The sequence below is a fragment of the Pseudidiomarina insulisalsae genome, assembly GCF_003987065.1.
Classification (GTDB): Bacteria; Pseudomonadota; Gammaproteobacteria; order Enterobacterales; family Alteromonadaceae; genus Pseudidiomarina; species Pseudidiomarina insulisalsae.
The window spans coordinates 130136-148673 of sequence record NZ_PIPY01000006.1; the positions used below are offsets into that span (position 1 = coordinate 130136).

An 18538-nucleotide genomic window follows, 5' to 3' on the forward strand; every position below is an offset into this window, starting at 1 on the left:
TTAAAACGCTATCATAGCGGCCAATTATAACTGGAGGAAGTTGAGGTACTCATGGCCATTATTCGTCAGGCTGATTTCATTGAAAGCATCGCCGATGCTCTGCAATATATTTCGTATTACCACCCGCTGGATTTTGTTCAGGCGTTGGAAAAAGCCTATCACCAGGAAAAAAGTGACGCGGCGAAAAACGCTATCGCTCAGGTGCTGACGAATTCACGTATGGCTGCACAGGGGCACCGCCCGATCTGTCAGGATACCGGCATTGTGACCTGCTTTGTCAAAGTTGGTATGGGAGTGCAGTGGGATAAAACAGACATGACGGTGCAGCAAATGGTGGATGAGGGGACCCGTCAGGCCTACACCAACCCCGAGAATCCGTTGCGCGCCTCTATAGTTGCTGATCCTGCCGGCAAACGGAAAAATACCGGTGATAACACTCCTTCAGTGGTTCACATCGACATGGTGCCCGGTGACCAGATAGAAGTGATGATCGCCGCAAAAGGTGGTGGTTCGGAAAACAAGTCGAAAATGGTGATGCTCAACCCCAGCGACTCGATTGCGGACTGGGTAGTTGAAACCATGCCGAAATTGGGCGCCGGCTGGTGTCCGCCGGGCATGATCGGCCTGGGTATTGGTGGTACCGCGGAAAAGTCTGCGGTACTGGCAAAGGAAGCGCTGATGGATCCGGTCGATATTCAGGAACTGTTGGATCGTGGTCCGCAGAACGCTGAAGAAGAACTGCGGCTGGAGATTTACGAGCGGGTAAATCAACTCGGTATTGGCGCCCAAGGTCTGGGTGGCGTGACCACCGTGATGGACGTCAAGATCAAAACCGCGCCAACCCATGCTGCCTCGAAGCCAGTGACCTTAATTCCAAACTGTGCCGCCACCCGCCACGCGCATTTTGTGCTCGATGGCTCTGGGCCTGCCGATCTTCAGCCGCCAAAACTGGAGGACTGGCCGGATATCACCTTTGAATTGGGTGACGACGCGCGGCGCGTGAATCTTGATGCGCTGACTCAGGCGGATATCGAGACCTGGAAAACCGGTGAAACCGTATTGCTTAGTGGCAAAATGCTGACCGGCCGTGATGCGGCGCATAAGCGCATAAAAGACATGCTCGACCGCGGCGAAACTTTACCTGTCGATTTCACCAATAAATTTATTTATTACGTCGGTCCGGTTGATCCTGTCGGCGATGAAGTAGTGGGGCCTGCCGGACCCACTACCGCAACACGAATGGATAAATTTACCGACCTGATGCTCGATAAAACCGGCATTCTTGGCATGATCGGCAAGGCTGAACGCGGTCCTGCGACGGTTGAAAGTATTAAGCAGCATAAAGCCGTTTACCTGATGGCCGTAGGTGGTGCAGCTTATTTAGTCGCCAAGGCGATTAAGAAAGCGCGCGTCGTTGCTTTTGAAGATCTTGGCATGGAAGCGATTTACGAGTTTGAGGTGGAGGACATGCCAGTGACGGTTGCCGTTGATAGCACCGGAGAAAACGCCCATGAAACCGGACCTGCCATTTGGCGGGTGAAGCTGGAAACGGCCGATGTATAGTTTGCTTATCTGGCAATGGCTGGCAGCTGGCGCACTGGCGCTGGCTGTCGGTATGTTACTGGGCTGGTGGCTGCGCCGCGGGCAAGTGCAGCATGGGCAACAGGAGCTTGGCCATCAACAGGCGGTTGCGGCGCAACGTGAGCAGCAGCTGCAGCATGAGTTAGCGCAACATCAACAACGCACGACCCAACAACAGCAAGCACTGGAGCAGCGACTGCAGCAGCACGAACAGCAGCAGCAACGGTTGCAGCAGGAGCGCAGTCAGTTGCAGGCCGATCTTGCCGCGACGCACTCAAAGCTGGAAAGCACTTTAAAACACGCTGAAGAAAAGCAACGTTTGCTTGAAGCCAGTGAAGAGCGCATGAAAAAAGAGTTCGAGCGTCTGGCCCAGCAAATTTTTGAGCAAAAGTCGGAACGCTTACAGCAAAACAGCAAACAAACTCTGGAAGTGACGCTGGCACCCTTTAAGCAACAGCTTGAGGCGTTCAAAAAGCAGGTTGAAACGCAGTATACCGAAGAGCTTAAGCAACGGGCCTCGTTAACCACTGAGCTGACCACGCTGAAAGAGCTCAATAAACAAATGGCGGCCGAAGCTGATGCACTGACCCGTGCACTTAAGGGTGACAGTAAGACCCAGGGTAACTGGGGAGAAGTGGTATTGGAGCGTATTCTGACCCAGTCAGGGTTACGCGAAGGGCACGAATACGAAACCCAAAGCCATCACCGCGATGAAGACGGTAAATCCTTTAAGCCCGATGTTGTCGTTCACCTGCCGAACGACAAAGACGTAGTGATTGACTCAAAAGTGTCGCTGGTTGCCTATGAGCGTTACTTCAACAGTGACGACGATAAAGAGCGTGCCGCAGCGTTAACTGAACACGTGAACTCGCTACGCAATCACATTAAGGGGCTTGGCAAGAAAAATTATCAGCAGTTGGAAAGTGTCCGCACCCTTGATTACGTGCTGATGTTTATTCCTATCGAGCCGGCATTTTTACTTGCAGTTGATCGCGATCCGGAATTGATTCGCCTGGCGTTGGATAACAACATTATGCTGGTCAGCCCGACCAATCTTTTGGTCGCGCTACGCACCGTTAATAACATCTGGCAATACGAATATCAGAATCAAAACGCGCAGCGTATCGCCGGTGATGCGGCCAAGCTTTATGATAAGTTTGTTGGCTTTATCGAAGACATGCAGAAAATAGGCAATAGTCTGGAAACCGTGCGTAAACATTATGATGGCGCTATGAATAAGCTTTCAACGGGCCGCGGTAATCTGGTAGGACGCGTGGAGAAGTTTAAAGAAATGGGGGTCCAGACCTCAAAAAGTATCGACAGTAAGTTACTTGATAGCGAAGGCACGGACGACAACTAAAAGGAAAGGAATTCATGTTCACGGTTTTATATCAGTGGCGCCATACTTGAGCGTATTGCGCCACTCGAAATGGATGTGACCGACGACCTACTGGTGCCGGTCACCGAAGACTAAACCTTGGTACCCCAGAGATCGTACTCATCGGCGTGCTCAATCAGAACATTGACCATGTCACCAGGTTTGACATCATATTCACCGTTCAGATAGACCAGTCCGTCAATTTCAGGGGCGTCGGCGTAACTACGGCCAATGGCGCCTTCTTCATCTACTTCGTCAATTAGAATTTGCAGCGTGCGGCCAATTTTTTGCTGCAGGCGCGCGGCACTGATTTCCTGCTGCACTTCCATAAAGCGGGCATACCGCTCCTGCTTAACTTCTTCCGGAACCGGATCAGGCAGGTCATTGGCTTTCGCGCCTTCGACATCGGAATAGGTGAAGCAACCGACGCGATCAAGCTGCGCTTCGCGTAAGAACTCCAGCAGTTCCTCAAACTCTTCTTCAGTCTCGCCCGGAAAGCCGACAATAAAGGTGCTACGGATAGCCAGGTCAGGGCATATTTTACGCCAGTTCTGAATACGTTCCAGCGTGCGCTCGGCGGATCCCGGGCGCTTCATCAGGCGCAGGATACGTTTATTGGAATGCTGTAAAGGTATATCAAGATAAGGTAATAACTTGCCTTCAGCCATCAACGGAATCACCTCATCCACTGAGGGATAGGGGTAGACATAATGCAAGCGTACCCAGATACCGAGTTTACTCAAAGCTTCGCAAAGCTCCAGCATGCGGGTTTTAACCGGCTGGCCATCCCAGAAGCCGGTCTTATGCTTCACATCTACGCCATAAGCACTGGTGTCCTGGGAAATTACCAGTAACTCTTTCACACCGGCGTTGGCCAGGCGCTGCGCCTCAGCAAGGACATTACCCACCGGTCGGCTGACCAGATCACCGCGCATGGACGGAATGATACAGAACGTACACCGGTGGTTGCAGCCTTCTGAAATTTTCAGATAAGCAAAGTGACGTGGGGTAAGCTTGACGCCAGTCTCCGGTACCAGATTTTCAAAGGGCGCGCGCTCAGGTTTAGGTACGTACTGATGGACATGCCCCATGACTTCTTCATAGGCATGCGGACCGGTAATCGCCAGCACGTTTGGGTGTACTTCACGAATCTCATCGTCTTTGGCGCCAAGGCAGCCAGTTACGATCACTTTACCGTTCTCGTTGAGTGCCTCGCCGATAGCGTCGAGCGATTCCTGTACTGCGCTATCAATAAAGCCGCAGGTATTGACGATGACCATGTCAGCATTGTCATAGGTATTCACAATGTCGTAGCCCTCGGTACGTAACTGAGTAAGAATACGCTCAGAATCGACCAGGTTCTTCGGACAGCCTAAGCTGACAAAGCCAATTTTAGGCTGGGTAATAACGCCGTCAGTGACGGGAATGTAAGATTCAACACTCATATTAATTACTGTTACTCGCAAAAACGTGATTTAAATAGGCCGCAATACGCACGCCGCCCTGTTGCAAGCGTTGCTTCATGACCGGAGTGTAATTATAGACGTAATCCCAGGCCAGGTAGGGTTCGTCAGTTTGCGGATAAACGTCATCACGCAACTGCGAGCTTTCGTGAATCCAGGTATAAGGGTCAGGCGTGGCCCATCGTTGCGCCTGATCAGGGGTAATGCGGCGCTGCAGCCAATGGGAAAACTCGGTATAAGACAGTTGTTGGTGATCGACCAGACCGGAGTCCCAGACGCGATGCAAATTACTTGGTTCGCCGAAAAACGTCACTTTTACGTCATTACCGCCACGGTCGTTCAGAGCTGCTGAGCCAACGTGAAGTGGCTGATGTAAGTCACCAATAATGTGCACGATAAAGCGCAGTGCCAGCTGTTTCTCTTCTTTACTGGCATCCGGATTTTGCAGGGTCGCTGTAAAGTCCTGCAATGCACTCATCGCATCGCCTTGAGCAGGTTTGTCATGCTCATGATAATGATGCGGCTCAGACAACGTCACATAATGAAATGGGTTGGCTGTCTTTTGCCAGAACTCGCTCGGGTTTGAACGCATTTCATCGGCATAGGTCGAGGCCTCAGCCAGCGACTCCGGGCCGAGCAATTCAGCGATGGCCGCGGTTGCTTCAACCGACAAGTAAGCTTGCGCAATTTTACCGGTAATGCGATGTCCGGTTTTGCCCCAGGCGTTTGCCGGAGCTGAATAAAATGATGCCGAACAGGCAAGGGTCACCGCGCTGATAGCAGCGAGAGAAAACTGTTTTACTTTCATAATTTAGGCCATCGATTGAACAAAAAAAGCGGATGCTGCGCCAGGGCGCAAAAATTAGCCTGCTATTTTACGGGTTCTGAAGCAGAAGCCAACGATCTTTTGTGCGGTTAAACTGTGGATCATCGCGAACCGCAGGAATGGCTTCGTTTATCAGGTCGATGGCGCGCTGGCCCCAGACCGTTCGCGGGCAACCAATGGCGCCCTCAATCTGCGTCTCAAAGTTTTGCTTAATTGGCAAGAATACTAAATCGATAGGTAAGATTTCATTGTGGTAATTAAGCAGTAGCGGATAATCAATCACAAAGTCGAGACGTTTTGCGTTAACCATGGCCAGCATATTGGCGTTGGCGTCGCTACCCGAAACCTCGGTAAAACGCGGTGTATTATGGAGAAACCGCTCCAGATAGGGTTCCAGGATGCCATAACGACGCCCCAGTGGCTGACCAAAACGATAACGGCGTTCTTTGAGCAACTCAACTAAATCGACGGGATTGCCAAACTGCTTAGTGAATTCTTCCGCTAGTTCAGGCCTGGTAATAAGGCCATGCGGAGGGTATTCCATGACTGAGTTTGAATAAATAACCGGCCCGCTTTGTGTCTCTTTGCGGATCATACACGGGAAACAGAGATTCTCGCCCTGGCGAATTAGCGCGGCGATACGCCCCTGCGGGTAGTTTTCAATACGGTGGCGGGTGCCCTCAGGTAAGGCGCGTTCGAAGGCGCTGATCATAACGTCGCAGATCCCTTGTCCGGCAAAATAGCCGTCGACAATATGATAGGGCGGGGCGCTATTGACGCCCCAGACAATATCATCTTCCGCGGCAGTGACAGATGTCGCTGCCGTGAACACTATCAGCAATCCAGTTAATCGTTTGAAAACTGAACGCACCTGGTAAAAACCTCAAGTTACTAACATGATGGTCACCATCATAACCATCCGTCAGGCGATGCGCTAGCCCAAATTTTCACCACGCATATGGTCGACCCACATCGCTGTGGAGCCTGATACCGCAACAGGTATCATGATCAAATTAATCACCGGTACGGAAGCAAGAAAGGCCACCACAACCCCGAAGCTCAGACTTTTACCCCGGTGACGGCCTAAACTGGCGCGCATATTGGCAAAAGGTACTTTGTGGTTGTCAAAGGCATAGTCGGCATATTGCACGGTCATCATCCAGCCGCCCCACAGCAGCCACAACAGCTGCCCAATAATGGGCAGAAATACTAACAGCAGAAAAAAGCCCAGCGCGCGTGGCACAAAATAAACAATTTTCTGGAATTCACGTCCCAGCGTGCGTGGAATATCTTTGATCATGCCCGGCACACCGCCATTGGCAGCAGGCACGCCGGTCAGGCGCTCTTCTACTTTTTCAGCAAGCAGGCTGTTAAACGGCGAAGCAATGATATTTGCGACACTGGTAAAGGTCATTGCAAATAGCAGCAGCACGGCGATAATAATCAGCGGCCACAATAAGAACTCGAGCCAGCCCAGCCACTCGGGCAACCAGGCCATAAAATCAGCTACCCACATGGTGGTGTAGTGAAAGACTGCAACGATGGCCAGGCTGAACAACAAAATATTGATTGCCAGTGGGATCAGAGAGTAACGTCGTACCCCTTTCTGAAACGCTAATTCGAATCCGCGCGCGACATAACTGGCGCCAAAATCGCTGTAGCCGGGTTGTGGCATAATGTACTCCTTGTGCCATGATCAGTGAAGTTTGCGAGAGCTTTGCTCAGTATACGTGGTTATACTCACGATCTAACCTTGAAAATGTTACAAAATCTAGCATTATGAAGGCATAAGTGAAGGCATAAGTGAAAGCCTAAATAATAAGAACCTGATAAGGACCCCATGCGCCTTAAACACATCAAGCTTGCAGGCTTTAAATCATTTGTCGATGCTACCAAGGTACCGTTCCCGCACCAGATGACCTGTGTCGTCGGGCCGAACGGCTGTGGTAAGTCGAACGTGATTGACGCTGTGCGGTGGGTACTGGGCGAAAGTTCCGCCAAGAACTTACGCGGTGATGCCATGACGGATGTCATCTTTAATGGCTCAGGAGCGCGCAAGCCAGTGTCACAGGCCAGTGTTGAACTGGTTTTCGATAATACTGACGGGCGCATTCAGGGCGAATATGCCAACTATGCAGAGATTTCCGTTAAGCGTCTGGTCACCCGTGATGGTCGCTCGGATTACTTTCTGAACAATAGCAAATGTCGCCGCCGCGATATCACCGATCTTTTTCTCGGTACCGGTCTGGGGCCGCGCAGTTATGCCATTATTGAACAAGGCATGATCTCGCGTCTAATTGAATCAAAACCCCAGGAGCTGCGGGTCTTCATTGAGGAAGCTGCCGGTATCTCCAAGTACAAGGAGCGGCGCCGAGAGACTGAAAACCGCATGCAGCACACCCGCGATAATCTGGATCGTCTGAACGACGTGCGTGACGAGTTAGGCAGTCAGCTCGACAAATTACAGCGCCAGGCTGCGGCCGCCCGCCGCTATAAAGATTTAAAACAGCAAGAGCGCAAGTACAAAGCGGAGTTGCAGGCATTGCGCTGGCTTAATCATGAACAGCAGGCCGAACGCTTACGCCAGACCATCCGCGAGCACGAGGCAGAACTGGAGCGCTGGCTGGCCGAGCAGCGCGGTAGCGAGCGTGGTACGCTGGAGCTGCGCGAACAAGCCAGTGAAACCAAAGCGCAACTTGACGATATCCAGCAACGTTTTTATCAGCTTGGTAATGAAGTCACCCGCAACGAACATCAGTTGCAGTCGTTACGCACTCAGGCACAACAACGGGAACAGCGCCAGCAGCAGTTGCACGCCGAGCTTGAACAACTCGATCTGACCTATCAACGCGACATTGAACAAGATGTCGAAATTAAATTGCAGCTGGAACAGTTGCAGCCTGAGCTGGAGACCGCTGCGGCGGCTGCAGAACAAGCCCATGCAGCGTTTCAGGAACACGAGGAAGCATGGCTGCAACTGCAGCATGATTATCAGGACTTTTTACAGTCGCAGCAGCAGCAACGTCAGCGTGAGCAGCAGCTACAGATGCAATATGAACGAGCTGCGGATCAGCGCCAACGCAATGAGCAACAGCAACGCGAATTGCAGCAGCTGGAGCAGCAACTGCAAGCCGAGCTGGCGCAGCTGGCGCAAAGCGAAGCCCGCCAACAGGTTGAATTTGCCAGTGCTGAATTACAGCAAACGCAACAGCAATTAGAGCAACAGCAACAACACTTGCAGGGCATACGTGAACAACGTGAAATTCTGGCAACGCAGTTAACGCAGTTGCAGCAGGGCGAACAGCGCTTGTTAGGTCGGCAAAGCTCGTTACAAACCTTACTGAAAGCGGCCAAAGCCGACTGGCCCGCGGCATTGGCGCAGTGGCTGGCAGCGCAAAGCATCACCCCGCTGGGTCAGGTTCGCGACTTACTGCAAGTTGCACCAGAATGGCAGCTTGCTGCCGAGCAGGCGGTGCATCACTGGCTTGACGCCTATGTCGTAACTGAGGCTCCGGCGCATTGGCCGGAGCAACTGGGGAGCCGGCTGGTGGTGCTGAATGAGCAAAGCGCGCCGCCAGATAGTCTGGCAAGTAAGTTGCAAGGACACCTGCAACAGTGGCCCTGGGCACAGCAGCTGAAACTGGCAGTGGCAGAAGATATGCCAGGCAAAACGGCGACCGGCCAGGCCGACGTTGCCATGCTGAGTTCGCAGGGGCAATTATGGTCAGCCGCCGGTTATCAGGCCGCGCAAATTGCTGAGCAAGAGAGTCAGCTGTTGCAACAAAGTGAGCTGGAGCAACTGGAAGCCGAACTCGAGGTGCTGCAACAAGAGCTGCAGCAATGTGAGGCGCAACAACAAGGCCTGGCGCGTGAGCGCGAGGAGCTGGAACAAGTTGTCAATCAGACGCGCGACAATTACAGTCAGCAGCAGGCAGCGTTAGCGACCTGGCGCGAAAAGCAGCGCTGGCAGGCTGAGCAGGAGCAACAGCTGGGAAATAAATTAGCAGCCAACCGCGAGCGTCAGCGCGAACTTGCAGAGCAGGGCGAGCAGTTGCAGTTGCAGCAGGAAGAACTTGCGCTGCAACAGGAACAACTAACCCAGCAACAGCCAGATGCAGACGACGCAGTGTGGCAGGCACGCCGTGAGCAGCTACAAGCGGAGCGGCAGCAACTACGCGATACCGCTCAGCGCCTGCAGCAGCAATACCAGGACAAAAAGCTGCAGACCGAACAGTATAAGAGCCAGCAGCAGCATATGCAGACCTTGCTGCAACGGGTTGAGCAACAGCAACAACAAGCCCGTGAGCAATTGCAGTCACTGGCGGAGCCGGAAGCGCATCAGGAAGAGCTTGAAGTGCTGGCGCTGCAACTGGAAGAGTTGCTGGCTCAGCGCGAGCAGGTTGACGAAGAACGTCGTGAGTGGGCGAACAAGTTAGCTGAAGTGGAACAGCAGCTGCACGACGTCAGCAGCGGCGCGAAAGGTGTCGAGGGACAAATCGAAAAAGCCCGGCAGCGCCTACAGAGCAGCCAGATGGAGCTGGCCGCAGTACAGGAGCGCAGCCGCAATGTGCTGGCGGTGCTGGAAGAAATGCAGCAGCCACTGAAACCGGTACTTGAACAGCTCAGCGACAGCGCCGACGAGAAGCAATGGCAACAGGAAGTCGAGCGCTTGCAAAATGCCATTGGCCGGCTTGGTGCGATCAATCTGGCCGCGATTGAAGAAGCGGAAACGCTGGCAGAGCGTAAAGAATACCTGGATCAGCAACATGAGGACTTAACCGCAAGTCTGGAAACCTTAGAGACCGCTATTCGCAAGATTGACCGGGAAACCCGGCAACGGTTTAAAACCACCTATGATGCGGTCAACAGCGGTCTGCAGGAATTGTTTCCCAAGGTATTCGGTGGTGGGAGCGCTTATCTGGAACTTACTGAAGATGATCTACTCGAAACAGGTGTTGCTATTATGGCAAGACCGCCCGGAAAGAAAAACAGTACAATTCACTTGTTATCGGGTGGTGAAAAAGCATTAACGGCTTTATCATTAGTATTTGCGATTTTCCGGCTGAATCCGGCACCGTTTTGCTTGCTTGATGAAGTCGATGCGCCTTTGGATGATGCGAACGTCGGCCGTTTTTGCCGATTGGTAGAGGAGATGTCACAAAGCGTGCAATTTATCTATATCAGTCACAATAAGGTGGCAATGGAAATGGCTTCACACCTGGCCGGTGTTACGATGCAGGAACCAGGGGTGTCGCGTCTTGTCGCAGTAGATGTGGACGAGGCAGTGGCGTTGACCGAAGCCTCCTGAATGATAACAACAACAGAACATCAAAACATCATGGAAAGCCTGCAATGAGTACCATGCAAATCGTCTTTAGCATTATTGGTCTGCTGCTGATCGCTCTGATCATCGGGCACGGCATGTGGAACATCCGTCGCAGCGAGCGACGTAAACAGGAACAGCAACACGAACTTGAGCAAAAGCGTCAACGGGCGCATGACACCTCAGGTTTCGATGATGACGGTATTGGTGAGGTACGGGTAATTAAGCGTGCTTCTGAGCGTGCGCAGGCAACGGATAAGCGTGCAGCGGTTACTGCCGCAGAGGCAAAGAAAAATAACAATGACATAAGTGAGCAACCCGCCAGAGGTGAGACGAAGCCGGCGGGCGAGCAACCGATTCGCGCCTGGCAAGACGACGAGGAACTCGACTTACCGTCGCTGGCGGCGCAACCTGACGAACTGAAAAAAGCTGAGCAGAAAGCCAAGCCTGCGCCGAAAGCTGCTGCCAAAGCGGCACCGAAAAGCGCGGCAGAAAAGAGCCGAACGGACGAGCCAAAACCGACGCAACAAAGTATGGATCTGGCACTGGAACCTGGCGACGAACCCGTGGTATCGCAAGCGCCTGATATGGTGATAGCGTTGCATGTCACCGGTAATATTGAAGGTCCGGTCTTATTACAACAGTTAACGGAACTGGGGTTCAAATACGGCGAGTTTGACATCTTTCATCGCCATGTTGACAGTGCCGGAACCGGACCGGTGTTATTCAGTCTTGCCAATATGTTTAATCCGGGCACCTTTGATATTGACGCCATGGAGCAATTTGAAACCAAAGGGGTCGCGCTGTTTCTTGCCTTACCAATTAAGAGCAATTCAACGCAGGCGTTTACCATGATGCACAATGCCGCGGAAAAGCTAGCGGCCGCCGTTGAGGGTGGCCAGGTGCTTGATGAACATCGTAATCCGTTAACCCGTCAGGCCGTGCAGCATATCCATCAGAGTATTCGTGAATACGAACGTAAACGATTAATTCGACAGTAAGCTTATGACAGATTCAGCAGTAAAGCAGCGCGTGCAGGAATTGCGCGCGCTTATCACCCGTTACAATCGCGAATACTACGAACTTGACGAGCCCTCAGTGCCCGACATTGAGTATGACCGCCTGTTCCGCGAATTGCAGCAGCTTGAGCAAGCGCATCCGCAATTGCAAAGCGAGCACTCACCGACGCAAAAAGTAGGTAGCAAACCCCTTGACGCATTTTCTCAGGTAGCGCATGAAATGCCCATGCTGTCCCTTGATAACGCCTTCGAGACTGAGGAGTTTGAGGCGTTTGCCAGGCGTGTCGAAGAGCGCCTTGATAGCGCCAGTGCGATTGCCTATTGCTGTGAGCCAAAACTCGATGGTGCCGCCGTCAGCCTGTTATATGAAGACGGAAAGTTAGTACGGGGGGCCACCCGTGGTGATGGCCAGGTGGGTGAAGATATCACCGCCAATGTGCGCACGATACGCAATTTACCGTTGCAACTCAGTGGTGAATTTCCGGCCCGCCTGGAAGTGCGGGGAGAAGTATTCATGCCGGTACAGGCCTTCGCGGAATACAATGAAAAAGCCCTGGCTCGCGGTGAAAAAGCCTTTGCTAACCCTCGCAACGCCGCGGCAGGCAGCCTGCGACAGCTTGACTCGCGGGTGACCGCGCAACGTCCCCTTCACTTTTACGCTTATAGCATGGGCGTCGTTAGTGAGGAAACTCAGCTGGCGGACTCTCATTATCAGCGTCTGCAGCAGTTACAGAGCTGGGGCTTGCCGGTCAGCGCTGAGGTGAAGCGGGTGAATGACGCCAGCGGCTGCAAAGCCTATTATGCGGATATTTTGGCGCGACGCGATCAACTGCGCTATGAAATTGATGGCGTGGTGCTCAAAGTCGACAGTATTGCGCAGCAGCAGGACCTTGGCTTCGTGTCCCGTGCACCACGCTGGGCGATTGCCTGGAAGTTTCCCGCGCAGGAAGAAATGACAGTGCTCAAAGGCGTCGATTTCCAGGTGGGGCGCACCGGCGCGATTACCCCGGTAGCGCGCCTTGAGCCAGTGGCGGTCGGTGGGGTGACGGTGTCTAATGCAACCTTACACAACGCCGATGAGATTGCCCGGTTAGATGTTCAGTTGGGCGATACGGTGGTTATTCGTCGTGCCGGCGATGTCATCCCGCAAGTCGTTAATGTGGTGCGCGAGCGCCGTCCGGCAGATGCCAAACCAATTGAATTTCCCGCCGATTGCCCGGTTTGTGGCTCACACGTTGAGCGCGCCGAAGGTGAGGCGGTGACCCGTTGTACTGGCGGCCTGATTTGCGCGGCGCAAAGTAAAGAGGCGTTAAAACATTTCGCCTCACGTAAAGCCATGGATATTGATGGCCTGGGCGATAAACTGATTGAGCTGCTGGTCGAGCGCGAGTGGTTAAAGTCACCAGCGGACCTGTACCGGTTAAAGGCGCGCGAATTAGCACAACTACCACGCATGGGCGAGAAATCGGCGCAGAACATTGTCGCCGCCATTGCAGCCAGTAAAACCACCACGCTACCGCGTTTTCTCTACGCTTTAGGTATCCGCGAAGTTGGCGAGGCAACCGCCGCCAATCTGGCCAGTCATTTTGCCTCACTGTCAGCGCTTGCCGCAGCACGCCAGGAGCAACTGGAAGAAGTCAGTGATGTCGGTTCGGTCGTGGCCAGTCACATTTATCAGTTTTTCCGCGAACCGCACAATCAACGCGTCATTGATGAATTGCTGGAGCTGGGTGTTAGCTGGCCAAAAGTTGAAAAGCTGGCAGCAGCCGAAGCGACGCTGGCAGGCAATACCTATGTTCTGACCGGAACGTTGACCACCATGACCCGCGATGAAGCAAAACAGGCACTGCAGGCACGTGGTGCGAAAGTGACCGGAAGTGTCTCGGCAAAGACCACCGCTGTCGTTGCCGGTGACAACGCTGGCTCAAAGCTTGCGAAGGCCGAACAGCTGGGTGTGCCGGTGTTAAGCGAAGATGATCTGCAAGAACTGCTGAACGACTGATAGCGTCGTTCAGCAGTCATACCGGCGGTGAGGGTCAGATATCGTTGGTCATCCGGGTAACGTCGACAATAAGTTTCAGACGTTGACCGGGTTGCAGATAATTCGAGCGTTTAATCTGATTCCACTTCTCAATATCGCCAATGGTCACATTGAAACGCTGCGCAATACGCGCCAGCGAATCACCGGAACGTACCTGATAATGAATATTGCGGGTCACTCCGGAGGGCTTGTCATCTTCGCTTAGCCAGACCACCAGCTTGCGTCCCGGGCGTAAGGGGTCGGTCGGCGCCATACCATTCCATTTCGCCAATTGACGCAGATTGACGTCATATTTGCGGCTGAGATCCCAAAAGGTATCGCCAGGCACAATGGTGTGGTCGATTTTGTAGCTGCCGCGCTGGCGCGACTGGGTTGCACTCAGGCGCTGGTCGGCCGACAGGCTGTAATCATCAAGATCACGCGAAGCGGCAGGGATCAGCAAATAATCACCGGCCCGAATCAAGTGCCCGCGAATATTATTTGCCTGCTGAATAGCCTGTGGTGTGGTGTGATATTTTTTCGCAATCACAATCAGGCTTTCGCCAGAGGCAACCTTGTGCCGGCTCCAGCGCACTAAGTCCCTACTATCGCTCGCAGCCAGCCATTGTTGCAGGCGTTGTGCATTTTGCTGTGGCAACAGCAAGCGATGAGGACCTTCAGGATCAGTGGCCCAGCGATTGTAGCCCGAATTGTAATGATGCAGTTGCTCCAGTTCCAGCCCGGCTTGTTCTGCTGCCAGCGCGAGATCAATTTGCGTCTCAGTTTCCACTAAGGTCAGATAGGGCTGGTTTTCAATCGCCAGCCAGCTAACCTGATAGGTATCCTGATTGCGTAATATATCGGCGAGCGCAAGTAGTTTTGGTACGTAGGCCCGGGTTTCGCGGGGCAGGTCTAACGACCAGAAATCGGTGGGCTTCCCGGCACGCTGGTTACGTCGAATCGCTGAGGAAACCCTGCCTCCGCCCGAGTTATAGGCAGCCAGTGCGTGCAGCCAGTTATCAAAAAGGTTGTTCAGGTCGGTCAGGTAATCAAGCGCCGCATGCGTTGCTGAATAGACATCGCGACGGCCGTCGTACCACCAATTGATTTCAAGACCATATTGCCGTGCTGTACCGGGAATAAACTGCCAGATGCCGGCGGCGCTGCCGTGAGAATAGGCGAACGGATCGAAGGCGCTCTCAACAATTGGCAACAATGCCAGCTCAAGTGGCAAACCGCGCTGTTCGATTTCCTCGACAATCAGATGCATAAATGGTGCCGCGCGCTTCGCGACACGGTCCATATAGGCCGGATGCTTCAGGTAAAAATTACGTTGCGCGCTGACGCGATCATTTTCAGGCACGTGCATGGTCAACTGGCGGCGGATACGCTGCCACAGATCAGCCTCTTGCTGAGGTGTGACTTCCTTAACCACGGGCGCTGGCACTGGAGCAATTAATTCAGGGTTTAACAAATGGTCTACAGTGTCAATTTTTGCTGACGCAACGGGCGCTGATTCAGTTGTCGGAAGTTCAGCGCTGTGCATTGGCTCATTTGCTGTCGTAGGTGTTTGCGTCGTGGTCGGCGTTGACTGACAGGCCGCCAATACCGATGCGCTGAGCGTCAGCATTATCCATTTTTTCATGCAGTCTTTCCTGTACTAAAAGGTTACATCGGAACCGTTGCGGATTTGTCGCAGTTTACGGTTTTAAAATTCATCTTTCCACTTTCTTAATCGGGCAAATTCATCAGCACTTTTGGTCCGAAGAAAAGGGTTTATCTGTAGTTCGCGCGCGAGTGTACTTGGCAGTGTCGGTTGCTGGTCCTCCCGCAACGCCTTAACCTCCTGTTGTGCCTCGCGAATAGCCGTGTTTTCAGGCTCAGCCGCGGCGGCGAAACGCAGATTTGCTGCGGTATACTCGTGGGTACAGTAGATGCGTGTTGCAGCGGGAAGTTCTGCCAGTTTACGTAAAGATTTGAAAAACTGTGGCGCGTTGCCCTCAAACATCCGCCCACAACCAGCACTGAATAAAGTGTCACCGCAGAACAGCATACCTTTGCTGTAAAAACTGATGTGATCAAGCGTATGGCCGGGTGTTTCCAGCACCTGAAACTCCTCCCCGAGTCCGGCTGGAGTGAAGCGTTCACCCTCGCGCAGGGGGGTGCTGATACCCTCTATTTTGGGATTGTCGGGGCCATAAACAGGCACGTCAAACTGATTCAGCAAGGGGAGCAGACCGTCGGTATGATCCCAGTGGTGATGGGTGATCAAAATACTGGCGAGCTCGGTTTGTTGTTCATCGAGCCAGCGTAATACCGGTGCTTCATCGCCCGGATCGACAATGACCGCAGGCGCATGTTCAGTTGGCTGAATGGCCCAAATATAGTTATCATCAAAAGCAGGTAGAGGCGTAATTTTCATAACACTAGTCATCTTGGTTGCCTTAGCTAAGGCCAGTATACAGGTGGGAAGGGGTGATGTTAAAACCCGCACTTCGACAAAAACCGGTAAAGCCGCCACAGTCCTGGCGTGATCTTGCCCATGGTCGCTGGTTGCAGCATCAGGTTGAGGAGGCAATTGCCCCTCACGCCGAGCGCTTGTACGGTTACCATTTTGCCCGGTTGGGTGCGCTAAGTGCCGAATTAACCTTGCCCAAGTTCCCCATTGCCCACCAGTTTGCCGTCGCCGAGCGCCCGCATCATGCGGTGCAGGTTTGTGCGCTGCCAACTGCCTGGCCGTTTGCCGAGGCGAGTCTTGATGCGGTATTAATGGTGGGTCAGCTTGAGTTTGCGCAGGATCCTCACCAGATCTTAAGAGAAGTCAGCCACAGTCTTATTGCTGAAGGAAAGCTCATCTATGTTGGCTTTAATCCTTATGCGCTTAACCAGTTGCAAATGCTCTGGCCGGGTTATCTGAATCAGTATCCGTGGTGTGGCCGTTATTTTACTAAGGCGCGGGTGCTGGACTGGCTGGCACTGTTAAATTTTGAAGTGTCGGTACAACATTATTTTGCGCCGGGCCTTTTGCAAGGACGCTGGAACTGGCCGCAGCGCGTGGCTGCGCAACTAAACAGGGCGTTACCGCAGTTCAACAGTTGCTATCTGCTGGTGGCACGCAAACGCGAATTTCCGCTGACCCTGCTGCCGGAAAAGAACAAACACAGAAAATTAGCGCCAAAGCTACAAACCGTACCTTTGGCAAACCAGACACAATCGAAGGAGTCATCATGCTAAGTCCACAAGAGTTATGTGCAAAAGCCAGAGCCAATGTGAAAGAAATCGATGTCGAGCAGTTGCAACAACGCATTGCCGAGGGTGCTCGGGTGATTGACGTACGCGAACCAGGCGAATATCTGGTGGGCCACATTCATCAGGCTGTTAATATGCCGCGCGGTGTGCTTGAGATGCAGCTTACTCAGCATCCTGAAGTCGCTGGCTATGACGATGCGTTACAGCGCATCGCCAGTCAGCCTTTGTATCTTATCTGCCGCAGTGGCGGGCGCTCAGCGCTGGCGGCTGAGTCGTTGCAACGAATGGGATTCAACGAGGTTTACTCGGTTGCTGGCGGCATGCAGGCATGGGAAGAGCATAAGTATCCACAGGTCACCGGCGAATACTCAGACCGTCCTTAAGAGACATTCGTTTCGGGCTGATAGCCGGTATCTTCCAGCAATTTACCCGCTTTGGCAGCCTGCCTGGCGAGTTCGTCGCAGCGCTCGTTTTGCGGGTGGCCGGCATGGCCCTTCACCCACTTCCAGTGAATCGTATGGCGCTGCGTGGCAGCGTCGAGGGCTTGCCACAGGTCAGCATTTTTCACCGGCTTTTTATTTGAGGTACGCCAGCCATTGCGTTTCCAGTTGTGGATCCAGCTTTGAATGCCTTGCTTAAGATACTGGCTATCTGAGGTCAGGGTGACTTCGCAGGGCTGATTAAGTGCCTGCAATGCTTTAATCGCCGCCAGCATTTCCATGCGGTTATTGGTGGTCAGCTTAAACCCCTCTGCCAGTTCCTTATGATGCTTACCGTACTCAATCACAATGCCATAACCGCCGGGACCGGGATTCCCCAGACATGAGCCGTCAGTATAAATATGAACGTGTTTTTTCGCTGCTGTCACTGTTGTTCCTGCCAAAGTGGGGCGTCGATCAGTTTCAGGCGCTCCTGATGCGCCTGTTCTTCGGCTGCGCTGGCTTTGATAACGCGCAGCGCCGGTTTATCGGCCACCCGGCTCCAGTCCACCATCTGCCCGTTATGCTGGTGACTCTTTTTCTGTGTTGCCAGTTCCAGCTTGGTTTGCCCACCGGTCATGGCGAGATAAACGTCGGCCAGTAGCTCAGCATCGAGCAGAGCCCCGTGGAAGGTGCGGTTGGAGTTGTCTATACCATAGGCACGACAGAGCGCATCGAGATTATTCTTCTGTCCCGGGCGCATTTCACGGGCCAGCATCAGGGTATCGAGTACCTGACAGTAATCGCGGGTGGCGCCGGTGCCATTTCTTAACAGGCGAAACTCATGGTCCATAAAGCCAACGTCAAAGGCGGCATTATGAATGACCAGTTCGCCGCCTTTAATGAATTCCAGAAATTCCTCGGCAACTTGTGCAAATACCGGTTTGTCCTGCAGGAACTCATTGGTAATACCGTGTACTTCTATCGCTTCTTGTTCCACTACGCGCTGTGGATTGATGTAAACATGAAAAGTATTGCCGGTAAGTTTACGGCCGATAAGCTCCACCGCGCCAATTTCAATAATCCGATGCCCGCGGGCAGGATCCAGACCTGTAGTTTCGGTATCAAGAACGATTTGTCGCATGCCGGCACTTTCCTTTTTACTAATGAAACCCGAGCAGATTACCCCAAACTGAGCGTAAATGCGATCGGTTGAAGGGCGATGAAAATGCAAAAACAAACCGATTTGATGGTTTTTCA

15 protein-coding genes are annotated in these 18538 nt (G+C 52.9%); 7 read left to right on the plus strand and 8 right to left on the minus strand.

Annotated features, from left to right (window positions below):
- The first annotated feature begins 51 nt into the window (after positions 1 to 51).
- Positions 52 to 1563, plus strand: a complete 1512-nt coding sequence (locus tag CWI71_RS06895) for a fumarate hydratase (RefSeq protein ID WP_126754525.1) — start codon at positions 52 to 54, stop codon at positions 1561 to 1563.
- Positions 1556 to 2941 carry a DNA recombination protein RmuC gene (gene rmuC / locus CWI71_RS06900; RefSeq protein WP_126754526.1) on the plus strand — a complete coding sequence of 462 codons (1386 nt, stop codon included), beginning with the start codon at positions 1556 to 1558 and terminating at the stop codon, positions 2939 to 2941. The genes CWI71_RS06895 and rmuC overlap by 8 nt, the downstream gene beginning before the upstream one ends.
- Positions 2942 to 3051: 110 nt before the next feature.
- On the opposite strand, the gene rimO is transcribed toward rmuC, so the two are convergent.
- The 4 genes from rimO to cysZ form a co-directional block, all read right to left on the minus strand.
- On the minus strand, positions 3052 to 4404 hold the full coding sequence (gene rimO, locus CWI71_RS06905) for a 30S ribosomal protein S12 methylthiotransferase RimO (protein WP_126754527.1): 1353 nt from the start codon (positions 4402 to 4404) through the stop codon (positions 3052 to 3054).
- Between the two features lies 1 nt (position 4405).
- Positions 4406 to 5230, minus strand: coding sequence for a S1/P1 nuclease (locus CWI71_RS06910; protein ID WP_126754528.1), 825 nt, complete (start codon positions 5228 to 5230; stop codon positions 4406 to 4408).
- 67 nt (positions 5231 to 5297) lie between these two features.
- Positions 5298 to 6080, minus strand: coding sequence for a hypothetical protein (locus CWI71_RS06915; RefSeq protein ID WP_126754529.1), 783 nt, complete (start codon positions 6078 to 6080; stop codon positions 5298 to 5300).
- Positions 6081 to 6182: 102 nt separating this feature from the next.
- The gene (gene cysZ / locus CWI71_RS06920) at positions 6183 to 6923 is read right to left on the minus strand and encodes a sulfate transporter CysZ (protein ID WP_126754530.1); all 741 of its coding nucleotides are present in this window, start codon (positions 6921 to 6923) and stop codon (positions 6183 to 6185) included.
- A gap of 165 nt (positions 6924 to 7088) precedes the next feature.
- Between cysZ and smc the strand changes: the two genes are divergently transcribed.
- Genes smc through ligA form a run of 3 tightly spaced genes read left to right on the plus strand, consistent with a single transcriptional unit; the run spans position 7089 to position 13592 of the window.
- Positions 7089 to 10556: a chromosome segregation protein SMC gene (gene smc, locus CWI71_RS06925; RefSeq protein WP_126754531.1), complete on the plus strand. Its 3468-nt coding sequence runs from the start codon at positions 7089 to 7091 to the stop codon at positions 10554 to 10556.
- Between the two features lie 44 nt (positions 10557 to 10600).
- A complete protein-coding gene (zipA, locus tag CWI71_RS06930; RefSeq protein ID WP_126754532.1) occupies positions 10601 to 11572 on the plus strand; it encodes a cell division protein ZipA in 972 nt (323 codons plus the stop codon).
- 4 nt (positions 11573 to 11576) lie between these two features.
- A complete protein-coding gene (gene ligA / locus CWI71_RS06935; protein ID WP_126754533.1) occupies positions 11577 to 13592 on the plus strand; it encodes an NAD-dependent DNA ligase LigA in 2016 nt (671 codons plus the stop codon).
- 34 nt (positions 13593 to 13626) lie between these two features.
- Here ligA and CWI71_RS06940 read toward each other — a convergent pair whose 3' ends face one another.
- Together CWI71_RS06940 and gloB are read right to left on the minus strand one after the other, a co-directional pair.
- Positions 13627 to 15255, minus strand: a complete 1629-nt coding sequence (locus tag CWI71_RS06940) for a LysM peptidoglycan-binding domain-containing protein (RefSeq protein ID WP_126754534.1) — start codon at positions 15253 to 15255, stop codon at positions 13627 to 13629.
- A gap of 63 nt (positions 15256 to 15318) precedes the next feature.
- Positions 15319 to 16032 carry a hydroxyacylglutathione hydrolase gene (gene gloB / locus CWI71_RS06945; RefSeq protein WP_198678752.1) on the minus strand — a complete coding sequence of 238 codons (714 nt, stop codon included), beginning with the start codon at positions 16030 to 16032 and terminating at the stop codon, positions 15319 to 15321.
- A 56-nt stretch (positions 16033 to 16088) separates the two neighbouring features.
- Here gloB and CWI71_RS06950 point away from each other — a divergent pair, with 56 nt between their 5' ends.
- Together CWI71_RS06950 and CWI71_RS06955 are read left to right on the plus strand one after the other, a co-directional pair.
- Positions 16089 to 16844: a methyltransferase domain-containing protein gene (locus tag CWI71_RS06950; protein ID WP_126754536.1), complete on the plus strand. Its 756-nt coding sequence runs from the start codon at positions 16089 to 16091 to the stop codon at positions 16842 to 16844.
- Positions 16838 to 17242 carry a rhodanese-like domain-containing protein gene (locus CWI71_RS06955; RefSeq protein ID WP_126754537.1) on the plus strand — a complete coding sequence of 135 codons (405 nt, stop codon included), beginning with the start codon at positions 16838 to 16840 and terminating at the stop codon, positions 17240 to 17242. Before CWI71_RS06950 ends, CWI71_RS06955 begins: the two co-directional genes overlap by 7 nt.
- Here CWI71_RS06955 and rnhA read toward each other — a convergent pair.
- Positions 17239 to 17727 (minus strand): ribonuclease HI, encoded by a 489-nt coding sequence (gene rnhA, locus CWI71_RS06960; RefSeq protein ID WP_198678753.1) that lies wholly within the window; start codon positions 17725 to 17727, stop codon positions 17239 to 17241. The genes CWI71_RS06955 and rnhA overlap by 4 nt on opposite strands.
- On the minus strand, positions 17724 to 18422 hold the full coding sequence (dnaQ, locus tag CWI71_RS06965; RefSeq protein ID WP_157981073.1) for a DNA polymerase III subunit epsilon: 699 nt from the start codon (positions 18420 to 18422) through the stop codon (positions 17724 to 17726). The genes rnhA and dnaQ overlap by 4 nt, the downstream gene beginning before the upstream one ends.
- Between the last annotated feature and the right edge of the window lie 116 nt (positions 18423 to 18538).

Bases quoted from the DNA above. Each gene is read 5' to 3' on its own strand.
- CWI71_RS06895 (WP_126754525.1), top strand. From the start codon at position 52: ATGGCCATTATTCGTCAGGCTGATTTCATTGAAAGCATCGCCGATGCT.
- rmuC (WP_126754526.1), top strand. From the start codon at position 1,556: ATGTATAGTTTGCTTATCTGGCAATGGCTGGCAGCTGGCGCACTGGCG.
- rimO (WP_126754527.1), bottom strand. From the start codon at position 4,404: ATGAGTGTTGAATCTTACATTCCCGTCACTGACGGCGTTATTACCCAG.
- CWI71_RS06910 (WP_126754528.1), bottom strand. From the start codon at position 5,230: ATGAAAGTAAAACAGTTTTCTCTCGCTGCTATCAGCGCGGTGACCCTT.
- cysZ (WP_126754530.1), bottom strand. From the start codon at position 6,923: ATGCCACAACCCGGCTACAGCGATTTTGGCGCCAGTTATGTCGCGCGC.
- smc (WP_126754531.1), top strand. From the start codon at position 7,089: ATGCGCCTTAAACACATCAAGCTTGCAGGCTTTAAATCATTTGTCGAT.
- zipA (WP_126754532.1), top strand. From the start codon at position 10,601: ATGAGTACCATGCAAATCGTCTTTAGCATTATTGGTCTGCTGCTGATC.
- ligA (WP_126754533.1), top strand. From the start codon at position 11,577: ATGACAGATTCAGCAGTAAAGCAGCGCGTGCAGGAATTGCGCGCGCTT.
- CWI71_RS06940 (WP_126754534.1), bottom strand. From the start codon at position 15,255: ATGAAAAAATGGATAATGCTGACGCTCAGCGCATCGGTATTGGCGGCC.
- gloB (WP_198678752.1), bottom strand. From the start codon at position 16,032: ATGAAAATTACGCCTCTACCTGCTTTTGATGATAACTATATTTGGGCC.
- CWI71_RS06950 (WP_126754536.1), top strand. From the start codon at position 16,089: ATGTTAAAACCCGCACTTCGACAAAAACCGGTAAAGCCGCCACAGTCC.
- CWI71_RS06955 (WP_126754537.1), top strand. From the start codon at position 16,838: ATGCTAAGTCCACAAGAGTTATGTGCAAAAGCCAGAGCCAATGTGAAA.
- dnaQ (WP_157981073.1), bottom strand. From the start codon at position 18,422: ATGCGACAAATCGTTCTTGATACCGAAACTACAGGTCTGGATCCTGCC.